The following is a 20505-nucleotide window of genomic DNA, read 5'->3' as shown; positions in this document are numbered from 1 at the left end:
TAAACGCCGCCATCGCGCGGCGTGCCCGCGGAATAGGATCGGGATGACCGCGGGAGGTGATCGACGTGAAACTCGATTCCTTCATCAAGTTCGGCGGGCTCGCGTTCAACATCGCCCAGGACGAGAAGGTGCGCACGCTCTTCACCATGCTCCATCACGGCATGAAACGCAGGGGCCTCATTCCGCCGGCCACGCCGCCGCTGTATCATGCGCCGCTCCACCCGTACCATCCCGCGCACTGGCCGGTGCATCATCACGCAATCCCGTTTTCTCCGTACGCGCCGAACACCGCGCAGCAGCCCCCATCGCCGCCACAGTCCTCGACGCCTGCGCCCCAGAATGGCGCGAGCGTAAAATCGGAGACTTCGGGTACGATAGGAAGCGGAGGAGGCGCAGGATGGTTTCAGCAGCTCCTGGAACTGTTTGACCGCAGGTAAGGCGCCCCGGAACGGAGGATGAAGGATGCCAAACGGCTCCAAACTCACCCATAGCCAATTTCTCTACAGGCTGTTTCGCCGCGTGATGCCGCTCGTGCGCGCCGAGCTCGCCAGATGGCGCGCGCGAGCGGAGGCCATCCCGGACGAACTCCTGCGCGAACAGGCGCTCGCCAGCCTGCGAGATAAGCAGTTCCACGCCGACGGAGGGGCCGTCTACGCGGCCGCGAACCCGAAACATATGCCCAACCTCGTCCAGGCCATCGTGTCGCTCCAGACCATCAGCGACTACCTGGACAACCTGTGCGATCGCGCCGGCATCTGCGATCCCGTCGCCTTTCAGCTCCTTCATCGGAGCCTTCAGGACGCCGTCCATCCCGGCACACCCCCTTCGGACTACTATCGACATTACGCCTACCGGGAGGACGGCGGATATCTCGAATCGCTCGTCCGAACCTGCCAGCAAGCGTTGGAACAGCTCCCGCATTACCGCGCGGTGGAATCTCAGGTGGACTGGTATGCCCGGCGGTACAGCGAGCTGCAGGAGCATAAGCACGCCCCGGTCGAAGAACGCGAACACCGGCTCCTGAACTGGTCCCGGCAGCATCTCGCCGGGTACCCAGGCGTCGCCTGGCACGAGTGGGCGGCCGCCACCGGATCGACCCTGGGCATGTTTGCCCTGTTTCTGGCCGCCACCGAACCCATCACGCCGGCCGACGTACAAAAACTCCACCATCAATATTTCCCTTACATCTGCGGCCTGCACATCCTGCTCGACTACTGGATCGACGCCCTCGAGGACGAGGCGCGCGGGGACTTCAACTTTGTCGCCTGTTACCGGGATCCGGCGCGTGCCTGGGAGCGGATCGAGCAATTCGCCGCCGAAGGCGTAGAGCGAACCGAGGACATCCCGGGCGGCATCATTCACCGGTATGTCGTCCACGGGCTCATGGGCATGTATCTTTCGGATCCCAAGACGCGATCCGCCGCGCACCTTGCCGCCTCGCGCCGGCGGATCTATCGCTTCGGCGTGACCCCGATTCTCTTCTATTACGCGACGCACCTATATCGGCGCATGGCGTAGTCCCTAGCGCGTTCGGCGCACCACCGCGCGCACGGTTTCCATCGGCCCCGGCACGGGCGCTCCCGGCTTTTCGACGGCAACCTCGACGGCGCCCACCAGGGGGAAGGCGGCGAGCACTCGGCGCGCGATGCGCTCCGCCAGCGCCTCGATGAGCCGCACAGGCTCCCCCTCGACGGCCGCGCGCACCACGTCGTACACCGCGGCGTAATTGACGGCGTAGTCGAGATCGTCCTCCTCCCCGGCGCGGCGAAAGTCGCCGTGCATGTGGACGTCCACGGTGAAGCGCTGGCCGAGTTTCCGCTCCTCGGGATACACGCCGTGATACGCATAGAAAACCATGCCGACCAGACTCAGCTGGTCGGGAAACGCGCCATCAAACGCATGGGTCATGGCTCAGCACCTCCCGGATCTCCCCCCGCCTGCTCGAGCAGCCACGCAATCTCGGCACTCAACAGCAGAATGATGAGCGCAATGTACATCCAGAAGATAAGCAGAATCACCACCGTCAACCCGCCGTACACCGCGTGATAGGTCACGGCGTGCGCCGCGTACACGACGAAGAGCAACCTCGCGAGATCGAGCAGGACCGTGGCGGCCAGTGCTCCCAGGATGGTGCAGTTGAGGTTGACCCGCCTCGACGGGAGGTACCGGTACACGACGAAGCAGGTGACAAAGAGCGACAAGGGGTAGAGCACGCGTGTGACGCCCGAAAAACGGGTGAACGCGGTCACGAGCCACGTGCCCGCCGGAATGTGATGCACGACCCACGGGTAGATGGCCATCGCAAGCGCGGACACCACGGCCACGATGACCAGCGCCACGAGGAAGAGCGCTGCGATGGCGCGGCGGGCCAGGAATGACCGCGGTACGCCCACCTCGAAGATGCGGTCGAGCGCCTGCTGGACCGCGATGAGCGCGCTGGTGGCGGACCACGCCAAGGAAAGGAAGCTCACGAAACCAGCGCGGGCGCCGATGTCGCTCAGCTTGTTGAGACTATTCTCCAGCATCTGATTCGCGTTTTGCAGGTCAGGATAGTAGGGCCTGAGCGCGCCGAGCACCATCTCTACAATGATGCGATGCGGTACCACGAGGCTCGCCCCGTACATCACGAGAACGAGGAGCGGAAGAAGCGAGAACATCGCATAGAACGAAATCTGGGCGGCGAGCGACGTGATATCGTGCGCCAAGCAATTCGCGCCGAGCCGGCGCGCGAATGCCTGGGCCTGTTGAAAGCGGGTTCGCACAACGTCACTCCCTTTTGAGGCAGTCGAGCGAAAGGCCCACGGCGGCGACGAGCGCCTCCCATGCCGGCGGCAGGGGAGCGTGCACCTCGACGTCCTCCCCCGTATAGGGGTGGCAAAATTGGAGCCGCGCGGCGTGCAACGCGAGTTGGCCTGGCGGAAGCGCCGGATGCGGCGCCCCGCCGTACAGTGTATCGCCGACTACGGGCGCTCCCATCGCCGACAGGTGAACGCGGATCTGATGTCTGCGCCCCGTCTCCAGGCGAAGCCTGACGAGCGTCCACCGCACGCCGCCCTGAATGGCCTCGTCCAACACGTCCACATGGGTGTGCGCTGCCTTGCCCGTCCGCGACACGCGGTATCGGCCCGACACGTGGCGATCTCGTCCAATGGGCGCGGACACCACCCCTGGTCGAATGCGAGCCCCGCACGCGACGGCGAGATAGGTGCGCCGCACCCGCCCGGCGGCAAGCTCCGCGTCCATCGCGCGAAGCATGAGTCCATGCTTCGCGTAGAGCACGCAACCCGTGGTGCCGCGGTCCAGCCGGTGCACGTGATACGCGCGTCCCGCCCCTTCCTCGTTCAGGAATCGCTGCACGCACGCGTCGAGCGTCGGCGCGCCGCTTCCGTCGCTGTGGACGAGCAAATTCGCAGGCTTGTCCACGACTAAAAGACTGGAATCATTGTAGAATACTTGAACCGGCGGCAGCGTGGCGGGCGCCACGTCGACAGGATGTAGCTTTTCGTCGATCCACACCTGCGTGGGTCGATCCCACATCTCGAGATGGCCCGGTGCGCTGCCCCGCACGCGAACGGCCCCCTGCCGAAGCAGATGCCGAACGTGCGACTGCGGGACATGCAGCGCCTGGGAGAGCGCCTCCACCCAAGGCATCGGCCGAGGGGGCTTCGGCAGGGAGATCGAAATTCCCCCTGGGTTCACACGCACGTCCATGTCCGAATCCTCTTGTCATCCATTGTATCCCATCTGCCCGCGGTACAAAAAAACCGCCCTTGACCGGGCGGCGCCCATTCGGGCCACGGCGCGGTCTCAGACGGCTTCGACGTATTCCACATCCGGCGCTACCTTCTTGACCGCGCGCTCAATCCCCATCTTCAACGTCATGACGCTCGCCGGGCAACCCACGCAGGCGCCCTGAAGCGAGACGTAGACGGTCTTCGACAAGTCGTCGTACGACACAAATTCCACATCGCCGCCATCCTGCTGGATGGCTTCGCGAATGGACTCAATCGCTTCGCGAATGCGCGCTTCTGTGGAGGTCACGTCGCTCATCATGATCCATCCCTCCAATACGCTTTTAGCATACGCGCACACGCGACCGCGATGCAACCCACCTGTCCAAGCGAAGCTGGGTATCGTCGGATCAGAACGGCATGGCCACAGGCGGAAGGACGGGTCCCGAAGAGATGACTTTCCACAAGACGAGAGTCCTCGGCTCCATGCGCGCCACTTCGCGGAAGCCCAGCTGCTTGGCGAACGCGAGGCTCTTCGGATTCACGTCCTGGATAAACACCTCGAGCGTGTGCGCCCCCATGCGCTTGGCCTCGGCCTCCAGGTTCTCCATCGCCCTTCGGCCGATGCCCTTGCGCTGAAACTTCGAGTCAATCACCAGCGCACTCACATGCACTTTCCCTTCCGCACTGGGCAGGTACGAATAGAATCCCACGGGCCTCCCGTTTCGTTCGATCACGACCGTCGGCATGCCCGACTGAAGGTACTGGCGCAACTCCGCCTCGGGAAAGGGCTCACCAAACGCCTGCTCGTGCACGTCGCCCAATTCCCGGCGGGCGAGTTGCACAATCCAGTCGTCGTCTTCGGGACGGCGAGGGCGATAACGAACCTCTTCGGTGCCAGGCGGATGAGCCGGGTTCCGGCGCCCTCGGGCGTGTGCGTTGGAACGCGCGCGCGAACGCTTGGGGCCCGCGCGGCGGGGGCGGTTTCGATTCGGCATGATGTCGACCTCCCTTGGAGATGTCGACATCACACTATGCAAGTGCCCGCCCAATTGCGCGGCGGCTCAGTCCGGCTTGCGCCGCGCGAACGAGAACCACCGAATGCCCTTTCCCCGACTCGCCGTTTCTTCCTGGCGCTTCCTTTCGAGCTCGCGCCGGCGCTTATTGGTGACCTCCCCTACTACATTGCCAATGAAGTCGCCCGCGATGTCCATGCGGTATTTCCGGTTGACCTCGATTTTGTCGTACTCCTCTTTGGTCGTGCGGAACGTCACGTTCGCCGTCCGATGCACGTGCAGGCCCTTCATGGTCTGCCCCAGCGTGACGCGTCCCACCACCTGGTACGTGGTGAGCGGCACGAAGCGCGCGATGCCCTGCTTGCCGCGTTCACGGACGCGCCGCTTCGAAAGAACGAACACTTCGAAGCGCTGCTTGTGCGCCAAAAACTGCTCGTCAAATTGGCGCTGGCGCTTGCGCGCCCAGAAGTAAAAGCCGGTGTATGCTGCGATCAACGCTGCGAGCACACTGAGGACGATGATCCAGTACATCAAAGCGGTAGCCCCCTGTGATGGCGAATCCAGCGGCGCAGATGCGCTCGTCTCATTGTACCACGACGGCGCCGTCCGTCCGTAATCCTTTCTTCGACACCCATTTCATCCCTATGGATGGATGGAACATCACTTGCACGCGTTCCTCTCCGGCGTGCGACTCGATGGAAAGCACAATGCCCTGCCCATGTTGCGGATGCACCACGCGATCGCCGGGACGCAGAACCTCCGGCTCCAGGGCCTCGGCGAGATCGACATGCACGACGAGATCTTCGCGGATCTCGGCGAGGAATCGCGACGGCTCGCGCGCCACCGTCTGGCCGTACAGCGTGCGCCAGGCGGCATGCGTGAGCACGAGCCTGTCCATGGCGCGCGTCAGGCCCACGTAGCAGAGGTTGCGCTCCTCCTCGATGCGCATCGGATCGTCGAGCGACCGCGCGTGGGGAAAAAGCCCCTCCTCCATGCCCACGAGGAACACCACAGGAAACTCAAGCCCCTTACTCGCGTGGAGCGTCATCAACCTGACGGATCCTTTGCCGCGATGGCGCTCCTTGTCGATATCCGAGAGCAGGCTCACCTCCGCGAGGAACTCCGCCACCGTCCCGCCCCGGCGCTCGTCAAACGATCTCGTCACGCTGAACAGCTCATCGATGTTCTCGACGCGGGCGAGGTCCTCCTTCTTTCCCGACTCAAGGTACATCTCGCGGTAGCGCGTGGCGTGCAAGACTTCCGCCAAAAACTCCGAGACGGCCATGCCCTCCATCCAGAGCGCAAGTTCCTGCAGCGAGGCGTGAAACTGGCGCGCGGCCTCTGCGGCGCGCTCAGACAGCCCAGCCTCCTCGCCGCGCGCAAGCGCCTCGTACAAGCTCATGCCCTCGGCGTGCGCGAATTCCAGCAGCCTGTCCACCGCCGTGTCGCCCAACCCTCGCTTCGGACGATTGATGATCCGAAGAAGCGAGATCTCGTCCTGCGGATTGACGAGGACCCGCAGATACGCCAGCACGTCTTTGACCTCACGCCGATCGTAGAAGGTCATCCCGCCCACCACGGTGTAGGGAATCGCGCGCTCAAGCAACTTTTCCTCTACGACGCGCGACTGCGCATTGGCCCGATACAGCACCGCGCAGTCCTCGTACCTTCCCCCATTTCGCACGTGCTCCTCGATGGCCTCCGCCACGTATTGGGCTTCGGCCGCGCCGTCGGGCAGCCGCACGACAAGGGGCTTGTCGCCATGCCCGCGCGTGGAGCGAAGCTCTTTCGGCCGCCTCCGCGGATTGTGGGCAATCACGCTGTTCGCCGCGTCCAGGATCTCCTGCGTCGAGCGGTAGTTGCGCGTGAGCAACACGATCTTCGCGTCCGGAAAGTCCCGCTCGAACCGCAACATGTGCTCGCTGTCCGCGCCGCGCCAGGCGTAGATGGCCTGGTCCGCATCCCCCACCGCGCACAGGTTGCGGTGCTTCGCACAGAGAAGGCAAAGCAGGCGGAACTGGATGCCGTTTGTGTCCTGGTACTCGTCCACGAGCACATGCCGGAACTTGTCCTGATATTTTTCACGCAGGTCGTCGTTTTGCTCGAGGAGACGGACCGTGTGACCGATGAGATCGTCAAAGTCCATCGCATTCGCAGCGAAAAGGCGCTTATTGTAGAGCTCCATCACCCGATCCGCGATGAGATCCGACGGGTTGGACTCGTTGACGGCGCGCGTGGCGCCCTCGTTCTTCCATTGCGAGATGCGGTGCTTGATGGAGCGGGCGTCGTGCGTTTTGAGATCGTAGCCGAGATCGAGCAAGCACTGCTGGACCAGGGCCTCCTGGTCTTCGGCGTCGAGAATGGTGAAATTCGGCTGGTACCCGAGCCTATCCGCCTCGCGCCTCAGAATGCGGACACAGATGCTGTGAAACGTCCCCATCCAGAGATCGTCCGCGCGAGGGCCGATGAGATCGCGAATGCGCGCCTTCATCTCGCGCGCCGCTTTGTTCGTAAACGTGATGGCGAGAATTTCGTGCACCGCCACGCCAGCGTGCGCGATGAGGTAAGCGATGCGCCGCGTGAGCACGCTCGTCTTGCCGCTTCCCGCCCCCGCCACCACGAGGAGCGGACCGCTCGTGGTGGTGACGGCGTCCCGCTGCTCGGGATTCAGTCCACGTAGGATGTCCTTCACATCAAGCACAACGGCCGTCCCTCCCACACCGTGGCGTCAGCAAGATTAGAGACTACCACGTCGCAGCCCATCGAGAAACCCCAATGGGGATGTGCGATCCCGTCCATTCTGTTACGATTACGATGGATTCCAATCGGAACGAGAGGACAAGCCTCGCCATGAGAGCTGTATTTGTCGCACTTCCATGGTCTCGCCTGGGCGACGTAGCGCTGGTTCTCGAAGGGCTTCGCCGGTTGAATCGCCGCGCCCGCGTCATCACGCTCGACGGGCGCCCTTGCCAGACGGCGGAGGGACTCGTCATCCAGGCGGACGGTGGCGTCGAGGAACCCGTGCCGCCGGACGCCGGCCTTTGCGTGATCCCAGGCGGCCTATACGAAGCCGACAGCTGGGGCGATCTGCGCCTGCACCGCTACCTGCGCCGCTTTTCAACGACGGGCGGTTACTTCGCCGCTTCCGGCCAAGGACTGTTGTGCCTCGCTTCGGCAGGGATCCTGGGCGGACTGCGCTTCACGGCGCCCGTGAGCGTCGTGCAAGCGCACGAGCCCCTCTTCCGCCATGCCATCTTCGAACCCGGCCCCGTCGTGATGGACGGAAACGTCATCTCTTCGGACGGCTCGGACGCCCAGTCGTTCCTTCGGGCGGTGTTTGACCGCCTCAACGTGCGCTCATAGAACCATGGCGATGATAGCGCTTGTGATATGATGAGCGTTGGTTCAAGCTCATGAGGAGGCAGATCCATGAAACGTCGAACCATGCTCGCGGGCGTGTCGTTCGCGGCTTTGCTCTCGTTGACGGGCTGCGGCACGGCCGCCAACAACACGACTTCTGGAAGCACGTCGAATGAAACCGTCACGAACGCCCTAAATTCTGCGTCGAACGAGGGCAATCAGACGCTCGACACGGCGAATCCGCCGTATCTGCACACGTCGACTGAACAGTGGACGAGCATGCCCAAGATGTTCATCAACCCGAACAAGACGTATGACGCCATTGTGCACACCAATTACGGGACGTTCACCATCGAGCTGTTTGCCAAGGACGCGCCCGTCACCGTCAACAACTTCGTGTTCCTGGCGGAGCACAACTTCTATCACGACTGCACGTTTTTCCGCATCGTGAAAAACTTCGTCATCCAGACGGGCGATCCGCGCAACGACGGCACGGGCGGCCCAGGCTACACCATCCCCGACGAACTGAGCCACCAGGTGCCGTTTACCAAGGGCATCGTGGCCATGGCCAACACGGGCCAGCCGCACACGGGCGGCAGCCAGTTTTTCATCTGCACGGCGAATGACACGCAGGTGTTTCAGCCGCCCAACAACCGGTACACGGAATTCGGGCGCGTCATCTCGGGGATGGACGTGATCGACAAGATCGCCGCCATTCCGGTGACCACGAATCCCATCACGCAGGAGGACAGCTATCCGCTCAAGACTGCGTACATCGAATCCATTCAAATTCAAGAGTCGTGAAGAAGGTGCGAGACGTTGCGCGACGCCCGCTTTCGCCAGTACTTCTGGATCTTTATCGTCGTGCTCGCCGCCGTGTTGCTCAAAATCCGCATTGGAGGAAGTGTGCCGTATCCGACGAGCTACGACAAGCTGCCCGGCGGCGAGATCCGAGTGCACGTGACCGCGAAGGCCGTTCCGTCCAATTCGGTGGGCGAGGCCTGGAACCTGGAGAAACACGTGCAAAACGGCCAGGTGATCTACACGGCAAATCTGTACATGAATGGCCACGAGCAACTGCTCTTTCCCGGCATCGGCGTGAAGCAGAAGACGCCGGAGGGCGTGCTGTACGCCTCGAACGGCAAGATCCGATTCAACGGGCAGGACTACGAGGCCGTGGACCTGTTTGTCAACCGGGACGGAAGCGCCGGCTACATCGACTTTGCCAAACAGAAGACGTCCTGAGCGTGGCCAGGGCGGCCTCCTGCGAGGCAAGCGCGCAGGCCACCCTGTAGGTCATACCTTCGCCTGCCCCGCGGCGCGCCGAGCGAGCGCGGCCTTCGCGAGGTTGCGGTAGACCACGTCGTCCATCGGCGGATTGTGTAGGCCGGCCCGGACGTCGCGGTAGTACCGCTCGAGCGGCAGGGCGCGCGAAAGGCTGCGGCCGCCGACAATTCGCATGGCGAGATCCACCACCTGATTGGCGGCGTTCGTCGCGAGCGTCTTCACCGCGCCGAACTGGGGCTGCAACTTGACGCGTTCCTCCGGCGTGGCCGCGTCGAAACGGCGGGCGAGATCGTACAAGAGCGTGCGAGCGGCGAGCAGCTTGAGCTCCATCTCGCCGAGTTTCTGCTCGACGTGCGGCACCTCCGCGATGGGATGCGGCAAGGTGTTGGGCCGGTACGTCGCGGCGTACTCCAGCGCAAAGTCGCGCGCCGCGAGGGCGATGCCGAGGTAACACGCCGGAATGTGAAGCAGCCAACCGCTGCCGTCCGGCCTGCGCTCCGCCTGCACGCCCGGGCGGTGAATCACAATCACCCGCTCCTCCGGCACAAACACGTCCTTGAGCACGATGTCGTGGCTGCCGGTGGCGCGCATGCCGAGCGTGTCCCACGTCTCGACAATTTCCACGTCCTCCTGCCGAACGAGAAACTGCCCCACCACGTCTTCGTCCGCAACCGTGGCGGTCACCATGATCCAGGTGAGCGCTGGGGAGAGCGTGCTGAATATCTTGCGGCCCGTGATCCGATACCCGCCGGGCACTTTCACGGCGGTGGTCTCCGGCTTGCCGCCGCGGCTCGGGCTCCCCGTGGCGGGCTCCGTGGCGCAGCTGTTGATGAGCGCGCCCTCCTTCACGACGGACTCGCACACCATGCGAAACAGCTCGTCCGGGAACGCCCCCGTCTCGCGCAGGTGAAGCAAAATGCCCACGTGCCAGCCAATTGCCAGCGCGGTCGATCCGTCTCCTTTGGCGAGCACCTCCTGATGCATGAGCATCTCCTCGAGGCTTAGGCCAAGCCCCCCGTATTCCACAGGCACGGTCCAGCGCACGTAACCCGATGACTTCAAATCCTCGATGTTCTGAAACGGAAAGTCGCCCGCGCGATCGTGCTCCGGTGCCCGATCGTGGAAACGACGGGCGAGATCGCGCGTGATGCGCAGGCGCTCGCGCACGTCTGCGGGCAGTGCCGATTCTCCGTAGATGTCGTACATGTGGTTTCGCCCCGCTTTCAGTCGATCAACGTTCCCGGGCGCCTGAGATTCGGCCCCTGGCTCAGCACAAAGTACTCGCGATGGCGCATGCGGTGGACGGCCTTCTCCTCGTTTCCCCAGATGGCGGCGTCCAGCTCCGACTGCGTGCGGTGTGCTCGAAACGCCAAGAGCTTCTGGCGGCGATAGGCGCGCACGTCCACCTCGACGAGCGCCTTCGCCGGCTGCGGATATCGCCTGAAGGCGGCGAGATCGTCCCCCCACGCGAGGTAAAAGAGGCGCGCGCCTTCGTTCATTCGCCGATATCGCGCAAACGTCGACGTCGCCAAGCGCCCGATGGCCGCGTGATCCGGATGGCCGCCGAGCGGATCGTGAAACGTGATGATCGCGTCGGGTCGCTCCTCGGCGAAGAGCGACGCGAGCCGGGACACCCCTTCGTCCTCCGGCACCATCTCGACCTCTTTGTCCCGGTAGCCCAGGAGGACGAGGCGGCTCACGCCGAGCGCGGCGCACGCCTCGCGCAGCTCCTGCTCGCGAAGCGCGCCCAGGGATTCGCGCGTGGCTCGAAGCGGCACACCGAGCCGGCGGCCCATCTCCCCGCGCGTCGCGCAGGCGATCACGACGCGGTGCCCCTCGGCCGCCAGGCGCGCGAAGGTGCCTCCGGCGATGAACGTCTCGTCGTCCGGGTGGGCGAACACGCCCATGACGGTCGCCATGCGCTCATCCCACCTTTCCCACGTCGAGCGGCGCTAGGCTCACGGTCAGCGTCTGCCGGACGCGATTCTGGCCATCGAGGCCCATTGCGACGAGCGCCGATCCGTCTTCGACAAACTCGGTCACATCCTGGATGTAGAGCAGGCCGTCCGGATCGCGAAAGCGAAGATGCAGGCGGTACAGCCCGTCGCCGAACATGCCCACCTCGTCGAGCGTCGCGCTCGCGTTGCGCAGGTACGCCTCCGGATTGACCTCGAAGTGCACGTACACCCGGGAGCCGCGCCACGCCTCAAGACGCTCCTTCGCCTCCGCGGCGCCAAGCGTCCTCATAGCGCCCACGCCCCCGGTTCATCCCCTGTGGCGACGGGATTTTCGGGGTACGAGACCCAGTCGCTCCAGCTCCCCGGATACAGCTTCGCCGGGATGCCCGCGAGTTCAAGCGCGAAGAGCGTGGAACAGGCCGTCACGCCCGATCCGCAGTACACAGCGATGGGCTTCCCGCACTTCGCTAGATCTGCAAAGCGAGCGCGCTGCTCTTCGGGCGAACGCCACGTGCCGTCTTCCTTCAGGCCCCGCTCCCACGGATGGTTCAAGGCGCCAGGGATATGCCCGGCTTTCGGATCGATGGGTTCCACATCCCCTCGGTACCGCTCGGGGCTGCGCGCGTCGACGAGCACGAGGCTTCCCTCGCGCAGTCCCCGACGCACCTCGTCGACGTCGACCGTCTCCCCGTCGCGCAGCCGAACTTCCACGCCGCCCGGCCGAGACTCGGGCACCTCAGGCGTCACCGGCCTGTTTTCTCTCGTCCATCGCTTCCACCCACCATCGAGGATCCGCACGTCCGCAAGCCCGATGTGCCGCATCAGCCACCACGCCCGCGCCGCCATCCCCTCGCCCGCGTCGTAGACCACCACAGTGGATTGCGGCCGCACGCCGCACGCCGAAAGCCGCGCGGCGAACCGGTTCCAATCGGGCAACGGATGGCGCCCGCCGTGTTCGCGTGGAGGCGAAGACAGATCCCGGTCGAGGTGGAGATAGTACGCGCCGGGAATGTGCGCCTCCCGATACGCGCGCTCTCCAGCCTCCGGGTCCGACAGCTGAAACCGGCAGTCAAAGACGGCGAGCTCGTCCTGGCCGAGCCGCGCGGCGAGATCGTCCGGTTGCATCAGAAGTGCCTTCACGACGGCGTCCCCCTTCGGTGGAACACGCGGGCGCCCGCTTGATCGATGGACGTCACAATCATCTCGTCGATGTTCACGTGCGCCGGCCGCGTGACCGCAAACACGATGCAGTCCGCGATGTCGTCCGCCGTGAGCGGCCGGACGCCCTGGTACACCTTGGCGGCCTCGGCGGCGTCGCCGTGAAAACGGACCAAGCTGAACTCCGTCTCCACCATGCCCGGATCAATGGACGTCACGCGCACCGGCTTGCCCAGCAGCTCGTGGCGCAGCGCCTCGGTGATGGCCCGGACCGCGAACTTCGTCGCGCAGTACACGCTGCCCCCAGCGTACGACTCGTGGCCCGCGATGGAGCCGAGGTTGACGATGTGGCCGTCGCCGGAGGCCACGATGTGGGGCAGGAAACGCTTCGTCATCCGCATGAGCCCCATCACGTTCGTGTCGAGCATCTCCTGCCAATCGGCCTCGTCCGCGGTTTCCACCGGATCCCGCCCCAAGGCCTTCCCTGCGTTGTTCACGAGGACATGCACCACGCCGAAGTGCCCGATGACACCTTGCACGAACGCGTCGATACTTGGCACGCTCGTCACGTCGAGCGCCGCCGCGTACGCGGCCTTCCCCGTCTCCCGGGCGATCTCGTCGACGAGATCGGCGAGGCGCTCCTTGCGCCGCGCCCCCACCGCCACGTCAAAACCTGCGCGCGCGAGCGCTAGAGCCGTCTGTCGGCCGATGCCGCTCGACGCACCCGTCACCACTGCGACTTTACCACGTCCGTCGATTGCCATCGCTTGCTCACACCCTTTCAAGGCAGTTGGGCGACCGTCGTGTCGGCGTTCGTCAGAATGCCATACGCTGAACTGTACAGTTGCCCCGCGCGAAGGAGGATGCTCGTCATGCCATGCCCCGAGGTCGTCACGGGTCACGTCGCGATTCCAGGCGAGGACTTCCGTCGCATTCAAGAGGCCGTCGATCACGGCCAAAATCTATGGCGCTTAAGCCCCGTCCGAACCGCGCAGGAGGTGGGGACGCGCCATCTGGGGTTTCGAATGAACGACATCTACACGTTGGTCGAACAGTACCGCGACGCGGACAGCGGGCTCATGCACGCGGTGGTGCGCGTCAAGCACCGCGATTGCGTCTACCTGGTTCGCCTGTATCAGCCCGTCAAACAGGGCCCCGGCGGCATCTGGGTGGTCGAATCCGTGGTCGAGATCACCTGATGCCCTTCCGCTCCATAGTTACCGCATCCTGTCCCACATCGACGGCGGCAGCTTGCCAACCGTCGCCATGAGCAAATCGTAAAGATCTGCGTCGAGCGCCTCCTCGGGCGACAGGTTTTCCATCTCCGCGAGCTGGCGAAGGCTGAGGCGCTCCTTGCGAAGCGTGCGCATCGCTTTCTGCCACTGCTGAATGTGCGGGCCGTGATAATCGATGAGAAACGTCCACTTCTCCTCGTCAATGGCGAGGCACGCCTTCAGCATGTCGGACACCACTTCGACGGTGGCGCCCTGCGCGCCGCGCTCAAACAGCCGCTGGCGAAACACGTGCTTGATGAGCGCCTCCTCGGAGAACTCGAGCAAAAAGGGCGGCATGATGTAGCCCACGGGCAGTTTCGCCCGCGCCGCCTGCATTTGCTCGGTGCGCTCCTGTTTCGCCAAGCGAATGACCTCACGAATGCGCTCCAGTTCCTCCTCATACTCCTCCGGATGGCGAGCCTCCACCGGCAGTTCAAAGCCCCACGGGACGTTCGCCCGCTGCCCGCCAGCAATTCTCGTGGGCCGCCCCACGGTGTAGGTAATGAGGTGATCGTACACCGGCTTGGCCACGCCGATGAAAAGAAACAACACAGTCTCGCCGCGGATGGGCTCGTACGAGTGGCCCGCAGCCACCATGCTACGAAGGAATCTGTCCCGGTTCGCCATGTCGTTGTACTTGCCGAGGTACAGACTCGCCTTGAAGGCGCTCGACAGCCTGTCCTGGTCCGTCGCGCGCAGCGCCACCACGCGCCCTGCCTGTGCCACGCGCCATCCTTGCTCTTCAAAACAGATGCGAATAAACTTTTCAATGTTGTCCAGATGCTCGTGGACGGGAACGAGATCGGTGAGAAACCGCAGCCGTGGATGTTCCAGGATGGCGGATCGATCGAGTTCGAACACCGCGCATCACCCGCCTTTCCCTGTGAGGGTGAAACGAATGCCGGTGATCATTGTATCAAAAGATCGCCCGAAAGCGCGGAGAAGGGAGGGAACGACCGTGGCAACGCGTGTGGTGGTGGGCATGTCCGGCGGCGTGGATTCGTCCGTGACGGCGCTTCTCCTCAAGCAAGCAGGCTATGACGTGATTGGCGTGTTCATGAAGAACTGGGACGAGACGGACGAGAACGGCGCCTGCACCGCGGAGCAGGATTTCGAGGACGTGCGCCGGGTGTGCGAACAGATTGGGATCCCCTATTACGGCGTCAACTTTGAGCGCGAGTACGAGAAGCGCGTGTTCCAGCACTTCCTGGAGGAGTTCAAGCGCGGACGCACGCCGAACCCGGACGTGCTCTGCAACCGCGAGATCAAGTTCAAGGAACTGCTCGCCTGCGCCCTCGATCTCGGCGCCGACTACCTCGCCACGGGGCACTATGCCCAGGTGCGCAGGGAAGAGGATGGCTCGGTGGCGCTGTTGCGGGGGCGAGATAAGAACAAGGATCAGACCTACTTTCTGCACATGCTCACGCAGGCCCCGCTGCGGCGGGCCATGTTTCCCATCGGCCATCTGACCAAGCCCGAGGTGCGCCAGATTGCACGCGATCACGGCCTGCACGTGGCGCAGAAGAAGGATTCGACCGGCATCTGCTTCATCGGAGAGCGCAACTTTCGCGCCTTCCTGCAACAGTACCTGCCGGCCCAGCCGGGCCTCATCGAAGACGTGGACGGGCGGGTGCTCGGCGAGCACGACGGGCTCATGTACTACACCATCGGCCAGCGGAAGGGCCTGCGCCTCGGCGGCCTTCCCGGTCGCGATCCGGCCCCGTGGTTCGTGGTGGACAAGGACCTCGCGCGAAACGTCCTCGTGGTGGCGCAGGGCCACGATCACCCCCGCCTGTACAGCCAGGCGCTCACCGCGGACACGGTGAGCTTCATCGCAGAACGGCCGCCCGCAAAGCGATTCCGCTGCACGGCGAAGTTCCGCTACCGCCAGGACGATCAGCCGGTCGAGGTCGAGATGACGGGCGAAGACACGTGCCGCGTCATCTTCGATGAGCCCCAGCGAGCTATCACGCCGGGCCAGTCGGTGGTGTTCTACGACGGCGAGGTGTGCCTCGGCGGGGGTATCATCGCGTCGCGCGAACCGGTGGACGAGTGAGGAGTGGAGCGCTTGGAAACGAAAGATCTGGAGCTGTTTCTCGCAGTGGCGCGCAACCGATCCATCTCGCGCACCGCGGATCAACTCTACATGTCCCAATCCACCGTGACAAACCGCCTGCAGCGGCTGGAGCGCGATCTCGGTTGCCAGCTCTTTACCCGCACGCCGGGCGGCGTCCAGCTGACGGAGGAGGGCAAACGCATTTACCCGCTCGCGGAGCGCATGGTGGACCTCGAGCGCCGAATGCTCGAGCCTTCCAAGCGCGCGGTGCGGACGCTCCGCGTCATGAGTGGACGCGCCTTCGTCTCCACCGACGTGCCGAAGTGCCTCCATCAGATTCTGCAGGTGGCCGAAGTGCGCCTGCAGGTCCGAATGGGCATGTACGAGGACATGGTCGAGGCGCTCATCGGAAACCAGGTGGACTTCTGCTTTCTCGGTGAGCCCATCCACCACCCGCGCGTGCGGCTCATCGAATATCCGCCGGACGCCATCGATCTCGTCGTTCCGCGCGGCCATCGGTTTGTGCACGACCTCCCGTCCATCGGCGCGCTCGCAGAGGAACCCTTTATCGCGTTTGCGGACACCACGGCGCCGTTCCGGCGGCGCATCGCGATGCTCCTCGCCAAGTACAACGTGTATCCAGACGTGCGCATGGAGCTCGATTCCATCGACGGGATCAAAGCGATGGTAGCGCAGGGGCTCGGCATCTCGCTCCTGCCCCGGCGCACGCTGCACGACGCCGAAGCCAAGGGGTGTGGTGGCCATCCCCTTGTCGGATCCGCACTTCTGCCGGCCTACCTTCCTGGCGTATCCGGATGCCATTGAGCACGAGGAACTGACGAAGGCGTTTATTGCCATTGTGACGCAGCACTATGGGGGAAAGCGAGCTTGATGGAACCGCTCGTGGACTTCCCCAGCCGTCCCTGTGTACATGTATCCATCCGGGAGGCTGGGTGAAGTCCTTCTTCGTTCTCTCGTCTGCGTGCATGCAAGCTGACACGCACAAGTATCACTTGATCGATGTACAGGAAATTCATTGGTGTGGTATGTACAAAGCATGCAGAATGAAGAACTGGAAGTGTCCATGATGACTGTGTTGTACAGGTATCTGGTTCCCATGGTCGTCGCGGCTTTATGGACCGTTGCCGAAGAATTGGTGAGTTCCTTCGTCAATTACGGACCCATTACGAATTCAACGTACGGAGTCATTGCCCCAATGTTTGTCGTGTTGATGCCCGTATTGGCAAACGCCTTTTCAGTTCCTTTCGCGCGGGACTTTATCCATCTCGGCAGAATGAGGTTGCCGACGTTAAGGGATTTCTTTGTCTTTCTTCGAGTCAGTATATGAGCATACATCCTGTTTTTGCATCGAATTTTTGCTTGCGTTCGATGAATGACAACCCTTTTCCATCCCTTCGATGGTTTCTTTGGCTGCTGGTTCTGGTGTGTTTTTCGGTGTTGGCGTTTGGAGCAAGCGGTCTTGCTTTTCTTTGTGGCTTCCGGGACCGCTCTGCACTTCGATGTTGGGTGATTGCGAATGATGTCATTCAGAAAATGGGCAAAGAACTTCGAGGTTTATAATCTCTCTACCCAAAATAAAAGGCCATCCACCGGACCAAAGCGTCCGGTCGGATGACCCGTTTCAACAATCCCGGTCTTTCAACGCCCAATGAGCTCTTTGGCCAGTTCGTAGACGTGATCGACCGTGAAGCCGTACTCGCGCACGACGACATCGCCGGGTGCCGAGGCGCCGAATCGGTCGATGCCGAGCACCTTGCCATCGAGGCCGACGAACTGGTACCAGCTCATCGGGTGCGCCATCTCCACCGCGAGGCGCTTGCGCAGCGCGCTTGGCAGCACCGACTCGCGATAGGATGCGTCTTGCTCCAGGAACACGTCGATGGACGGGAACGAGAGGACCCGCACCTTCACGCCCTCCTGCGCGAGCCGCTTGCCCGCCTCGAGCACGAGCTGGACCTCGGACCCGGAAGCCAAAAGCGCGAGATCGGAGCCATCCTCGTGCTGGAAGACGATGTACCCGCCGCGATCGAAGTCGCCCTTGTGCGCCTTCACTTCCACGAGTGTCGGCACCTTCTGGCGGGTGAGCGCGAGCGCCACGGGCTTGTCGCGGTGCGTCAGCGCGTATTTCACCGCGAGCGCCGTCTCAGTGCCGTCCGCGGGGCGGAACACGCGCAGCCCGGGGATGGCGCGAAGCGACGGCAGCTGTTCGATGGGCTCGTGCGTCGGTCCGTCCTCGCCGACGGCGATGGAGTCGTGCGTGAGGACGAAGAGTGACGGCTGCTGCATGAGGGCCGCGAGGCGAACCGCCGGGCGCAGATAGTCGACGAACACGAGGAACGTGCCCGCGTAGGGGAACACGCCGCCGTGCAGGCAGATGCCGTTCATCATCGCACCCATCGCGTGCTCGCGGACGCCGTAAAACACGTTCTTGCCCGCGTAATCCGGCGCCTTGAAGTGATCTTCGTCCTTGATCATCGTGTTGTTCGACTTCGACAAGTCAGCCGATCCGCCGAGCAGCGTCGGAATGTGCGGGGCAATGGCGTTGACGACCTTGCCGAACGCCTCGCGCGTGGCGATGGCCTCGTTGAACTCCGGCAGCACCTTGTCGAAGTCGACATCGACCTTGCCCGCGAACGCCTGCTCGAAGGTCCGGGCGAGATCGGCATGCGCCTTGGCGTACGCCTGGAAGGCCTCGTTCCACGCCGCCTCCGCCTTCGCGCCCTTCTCCTTCACCTCGGCGAACAGCTTGCGCACCTCGTCCGGCACGTAGAACTCCTCTTCGTAGTGCCAGCCGTACGCGGCCTTGGCGGCCTGCGCCTCTTCCTTGCCGAGCGGGCTGCCGTGCGCGCTGGCCGTCCCCTGCTTCTTCGGCGCGCCGTACCCGATGATGGTCCGCACTTCAATCAGCGTCGGCGCATTCGTAAACGACCTCGCCTTGGCGATGGCCGCCTCAATCTCCTCGAGGTTGTTGCCGTCCTCGACGCGCAGCACGTTCCACCCGTACGCTTCGTACCGCTTCTTCACGTCCTCGGTGAACGCCCAATCGGTGGGGCCGTCGAGGGAGATGCTGTTGGAGTCGTAGAGCACGATGAGGCGGTTCAGCTTCAGGTGCCCCGCCAGCGAACTGGCCTCCGCGCTGATCCCTTCCATCAAGTCCCCGTCGCCGCACAGGACATATGTATAGTGATCGATCACGTTGTGCCCGTCGCGGTTGAACTTCGCCGCCAGGAACCGCTCCGCCATCGCCATGCCGACCGCCATCGCGATGCCCTGCCCCAAGGGACCTGTGGTCGCCTCGACGCCCGGCGTGTGCCCGTACTCCGGATGACCCGGCGTCTTGGAGCCCCACTGGCGGAACTGTTTGAGATCCTCCAGCGTGACGTCGTAGCCGGACAGGTGCAGCAGTGAGTAGAGCAACATCGACCCGTGGCCCGCGGACAGCACAAACCGATCCCGGTCCACCCACTTCGGATTCGCAGGATTGTGCTTCAGGAACCTTGTCCAAAGCACGTAGGCCATCGGCGCTGCGCCCATCGGCAGGCCCGGATGGCCGGAGTTCGCCCGCTCGACCGCGTCAATCGACAGCGTGCGAATCGTGTTGACTGCCAGTTGATCGACCTCTGTGAAGGGCATCATGTCCCACTCCCACTCCATGTTTTCAGCCGACGTTCCTATGATACCACAAATTCCGCTCTTGTCCGTGGGAAGTGTGGCCTCGCGGCCACCGTTCGCCAAGTCGTCCGGACAAGTTCATCATGGCCGAGGCCCGGCGATATCCGGGCCTCAATGCGCCCACAGGCACGCGACCGCGGCGGCCACCACAGCCCCTGCCGCGATGACGTCCACCGCCCGAAGCCGAATGTGGCGCCAGTACGTCCTCGCGTCCCATCGCTCGGCGGGCGGCCCGAAGAATCCCCGCGCCTCCATGGCGATGGCGAGCCGCTCGCTCACCCGGATGGATTGCGCGAGAAGTGGAAGAGCGTATCGGACCGGGCGAAGAAGCCACCAGCCCTCCCGCCCGCGCACGCGGCGCGCCATGCGGAAGACGTCGAGATCGTGCTTGAAGCGGCCGAGAAAGCCTGTGCCGGCCATGGCGCCATACGACAGTTTGGGCGGCAGGTGGAACGACTGCGACAGGCCGACCATGAAATCGGTGCCGTCCGTCGTGGCGACGAGCACGTACGCGAGGACCACCGTCGCGAAGGTCCGCAGCACGACGAGCAGCCCCTGCCTGAAGCCGTACCCACTCAGGTCAAACCAGAGCCAGTGCACCACGCGCGTACCCGGCGGCGCCGCTGCATTGGCCGCAAAGGCCCACAAGTACACCGCATAAATCAGCAAAAGCGGCGACAGGCGCTTGACGAGCTTCCACGGCGACAGCCAGCCGAAAGCGAAGGCCAGCGCGCCGACGAGCGCCCAGATCCACCCCTCCTCGGCAAACGTGCGCGCACAAAGCGCGACCGCTGCGACGCACAAAAGCGCGGCGGCCTTCACATCGGGGTGCCAGCGCCGCAGGGGAGATCTCGCCCGGCGCCCGGACGATGGCGCCTTCGCGGGCGGAACGCCCGCCTCGCGCTCGGGCACACCCTCGTCGGCTTGCACAGAGCTTCGCTCCACGGGCGCCGTCTCATCTAGGCGCGCCCG

At 63.8% G+C, this 20505-nt stretch carries 22 protein-coding genes and 1 pseudogene; 8 read left to right on the top strand and 15 right to left on the bottom strand.

The features are described from left to right. Window positions 1-65 precede the first annotated feature (65 nt). Window positions 66-437, top strand: coding sequence for a hypothetical protein (locus tag TC41_RS04505; protein ID WP_148260123.1), 372 nt, complete (start codon window positions 66-68; stop codon window positions 435-437). 25 nt (window positions 438-462) lie between these two features. After that, window positions 463-1518 carry a tetraprenyl-beta-curcumene synthase family protein gene (locus TC41_RS04500; RefSeq protein WP_014463828.1) on the top strand — a complete coding sequence of 352 codons (1056 nt, stop codon included), beginning with the start codon at window positions 463-465 and terminating at the stop codon, window positions 1516-1518. Between the two features lie 3 nt (window positions 1519-1521). Here the strand turns inward: TC41_RS04500 and folB are convergent, their stop codons facing one another. From folB to TC41_RS04465, 7 genes are all read right to left on the bottom strand, one after another. Further along, on the bottom strand, window positions 1522-1908 hold the full coding sequence (gene folB, locus TC41_RS04495) for a dihydroneopterin aldolase (protein ID WP_014463827.1): 387 nt from the start codon (window positions 1906-1908) through the stop codon (window positions 1522-1524). Continuing rightward, a complete protein-coding gene (locus TC41_RS04490) occupies window positions 1905-2762 on the bottom strand; it encodes a YihY/virulence factor BrkB family protein (RefSeq protein WP_014463826.1) in 858 nt (285 codons plus the stop codon). Before TC41_RS04490 ends, folB begins: the two co-directional genes overlap by 4 nt. A 4-nt stretch (window positions 2763-2766) precedes the next feature. After that, window positions 2767-3711 carry an RluA family pseudouridine synthase gene (locus TC41_RS04485; protein WP_014463825.1) on the bottom strand — a complete coding sequence of 315 codons (945 nt, stop codon included), beginning with the start codon at window positions 3709-3711 and terminating at the stop codon, window positions 2767-2769. A 96-nt stretch (window positions 3712-3807) separates the two neighbouring features. Further along, the gene (locus TC41_RS04480; protein ID WP_008339476.1) at window positions 3808-4053 is read right to left on the bottom strand and encodes a NifU family protein; all 246 of its coding nucleotides are present in this window, start codon (window positions 4051-4053) and stop codon (window positions 3808-3810) included. Between the two features lie 88 nt (window positions 4054-4141). Next, window positions 4142-4729, bottom strand: coding sequence for a GNAT family N-acetyltransferase (locus tag TC41_RS04475; RefSeq protein ID WP_041695038.1), 588 nt, complete (start codon window positions 4727-4729; stop codon window positions 4142-4144). Window positions 4730-4795: 66 nt separating this feature from the next. Then, window positions 4796-5278 (bottom strand): hypothetical protein, encoded by a 483-nt coding sequence (locus TC41_RS04470; RefSeq protein WP_014463823.1) that lies wholly within the window; start codon window positions 5276-5278, stop codon window positions 4796-4798. Window positions 5279-5330: 52 nt separating this feature from the next. Next, window positions 5331-7448: an ATP-dependent helicase gene (locus TC41_RS04465; protein ID WP_041695037.1), complete on the bottom strand. Its 2118-nt coding sequence runs from the start codon at window positions 7446-7448 to the stop codon at window positions 5331-5333. Between the two features lie 149 nt (window positions 7449-7597). Between TC41_RS04465 and TC41_RS04460 the strand changes: the two genes are divergently transcribed. The 3 genes from TC41_RS04460 (at window position 7598) to TC41_RS04450 (ending at window position 9352) form a co-directional block, all read left to right on the top strand. Beyond that, window positions 7598-8110 (top strand): DJ-1/PfpI family protein, encoded by a 513-nt coding sequence (locus tag TC41_RS04460; RefSeq protein WP_041695700.1) that lies wholly within the window; start codon window positions 7598-7600, stop codon window positions 8108-8110. A 66-nt stretch (window positions 8111-8176) separates the two neighbouring features. Then, window positions 8177-8911 carry a peptidylprolyl isomerase gene (locus tag TC41_RS04455; protein ID WP_041695036.1) on the top strand — a complete coding sequence of 245 codons (735 nt, stop codon included), beginning with the start codon at window positions 8177-8179 and terminating at the stop codon, window positions 8909-8911. 15 nt (window positions 8912-8926) lie between these two features. Continuing rightward, window positions 8927-9352, top strand: coding sequence for a hypothetical protein (locus tag TC41_RS04450; RefSeq protein ID WP_014463819.1), 426 nt, complete (start codon window positions 8927-8929; stop codon window positions 9350-9352). Window positions 9353-9403: 51 nt separating this feature from the next. On the opposite strand, the gene TC41_RS04445 is transcribed toward TC41_RS04450, so the two are convergent. From TC41_RS04445 to TC41_RS04425, 5 genes are read right to left on the bottom strand one after another with little or no spacing between them, the layout of a single operon-like run. Next, window positions 9404-10600: an acyl-CoA dehydrogenase family protein gene (locus TC41_RS04445; protein ID WP_014463818.1), complete on the bottom strand. Its 1197-nt coding sequence runs from the start codon at window positions 10598-10600 to the stop codon at window positions 9404-9406. A 17-nt stretch (window positions 10601-10617) separates the two neighbouring features. Beyond that, entirely contained in the window at window positions 10618-11313 is a 696-nt protein-coding gene (locus TC41_RS04440; protein ID WP_014463817.1) for a PIG-L family deacetylase, read from the bottom strand. Between the two features lie 4 nt (window positions 11314-11317). Continuing rightward, the gene (locus TC41_RS04435; RefSeq protein WP_014463816.1) at window positions 11318-11641 is read right to left on the bottom strand and encodes a DUF1806 family protein; all 324 of its coding nucleotides are present in this window, start codon (window positions 11639-11641) and stop codon (window positions 11318-11320) included. Further along, complete coding sequence (locus tag TC41_RS04430) at window positions 11638-12492, bottom strand: sulfurtransferase (RefSeq protein ID WP_081462246.1); 855 nt, start codon at window positions 12490-12492, stop codon at window positions 11638-11640. The genes TC41_RS04435 and TC41_RS04430 overlap by 4 nt, the downstream gene beginning before the upstream one ends. Continuing rightward, complete coding sequence (locus TC41_RS04425) at window positions 12489-13274, bottom strand: SDR family NAD(P)-dependent oxidoreductase (RefSeq protein WP_041695035.1); 786 nt, start codon at window positions 13272-13274, stop codon at window positions 12489-12491. Before TC41_RS04425 ends, TC41_RS04430 begins: the two co-directional genes overlap by 4 nt. Window positions 13275-13382: 108 nt before the next feature. Between TC41_RS04425 and TC41_RS04420 the strand changes: the two genes are divergently transcribed. Next, window positions 13383-13709: a hypothetical protein gene (locus TC41_RS04420; protein WP_041695034.1), complete on the top strand. Its 327-nt coding sequence runs from the start codon at window positions 13383-13385 to the stop codon at window positions 13707-13709. An 18-nt stretch (window positions 13710-13727) separates the two neighbouring features. Here TC41_RS04420 and TC41_RS04415 read toward each other — a convergent pair whose 3' ends face one another. Then, window positions 13728-14645, bottom strand: a complete 918-nt coding sequence (locus TC41_RS04415) for a hypothetical protein (RefSeq protein ID WP_014463811.1) — start codon at window positions 14643-14645, stop codon at window positions 13728-13730. 97 nt (window positions 14646-14742) lie between these two features. Between TC41_RS04415 and mnmA the strand changes: the two genes are divergently transcribed. Together mnmA and TC41_RS04405 are read left to right on the top strand one after the other, a co-directional pair. Then, complete coding sequence (mnmA, locus tag TC41_RS04410; RefSeq protein WP_041695699.1) at window positions 14743-15840, top strand: tRNA 2-thiouridine(34) synthase MnmA; 1098 nt, start codon at window positions 14743-14745, stop codon at window positions 15838-15840. Window positions 15841-15843: 3 nt separating this feature from the next. Then, window positions 15844-16665 carry a LysR family transcriptional regulator gene (locus TC41_RS04405; protein WP_014463809.1) on the top strand — a complete coding sequence of 274 codons (822 nt, stop codon included), beginning with the start codon at window positions 15844-15846 and terminating at the stop codon, window positions 16663-16665. 834 nt (window positions 16666-17499) lie between these two features. On the opposite strand, the gene tkt is transcribed toward TC41_RS04405, so the two are convergent. Both tkt and TC41_RS17370 read right to left on the bottom strand, forming a co-directional pair. Continuing rightward, window positions 17500-19515, bottom strand: a complete 2016-nt coding sequence (gene tkt, locus TC41_RS04395) for a transketolase (protein ID WP_014463806.1) — start codon at window positions 19513-19515, stop codon at window positions 17500-17502. A 129-nt stretch (window positions 19516-19644) separates the two neighbouring features. Further along, a pseudogene (locus TC41_RS17370) lies at window positions 19645-20373 on the bottom strand (energy-coupling factor transporter transmembrane component T family protein); the annotation flags it as partial. Between the last annotated feature and the right edge of the window lie 132 nt (window positions 20374-20505).

This window comes from Alicyclobacillus acidocaldarius subsp. acidocaldarius Tc-4-1, from assembly GCF_000219875.1.
In the GTDB taxonomy this organism is placed as follows: Bacteria; Bacillota; Bacilli; order Alicyclobacillales; family Alicyclobacillaceae; genus Alicyclobacillus; species Alicyclobacillus acidocaldarius_A.
This window is presented reverse-complemented; position numbering and strand designations above follow the sequence as displayed.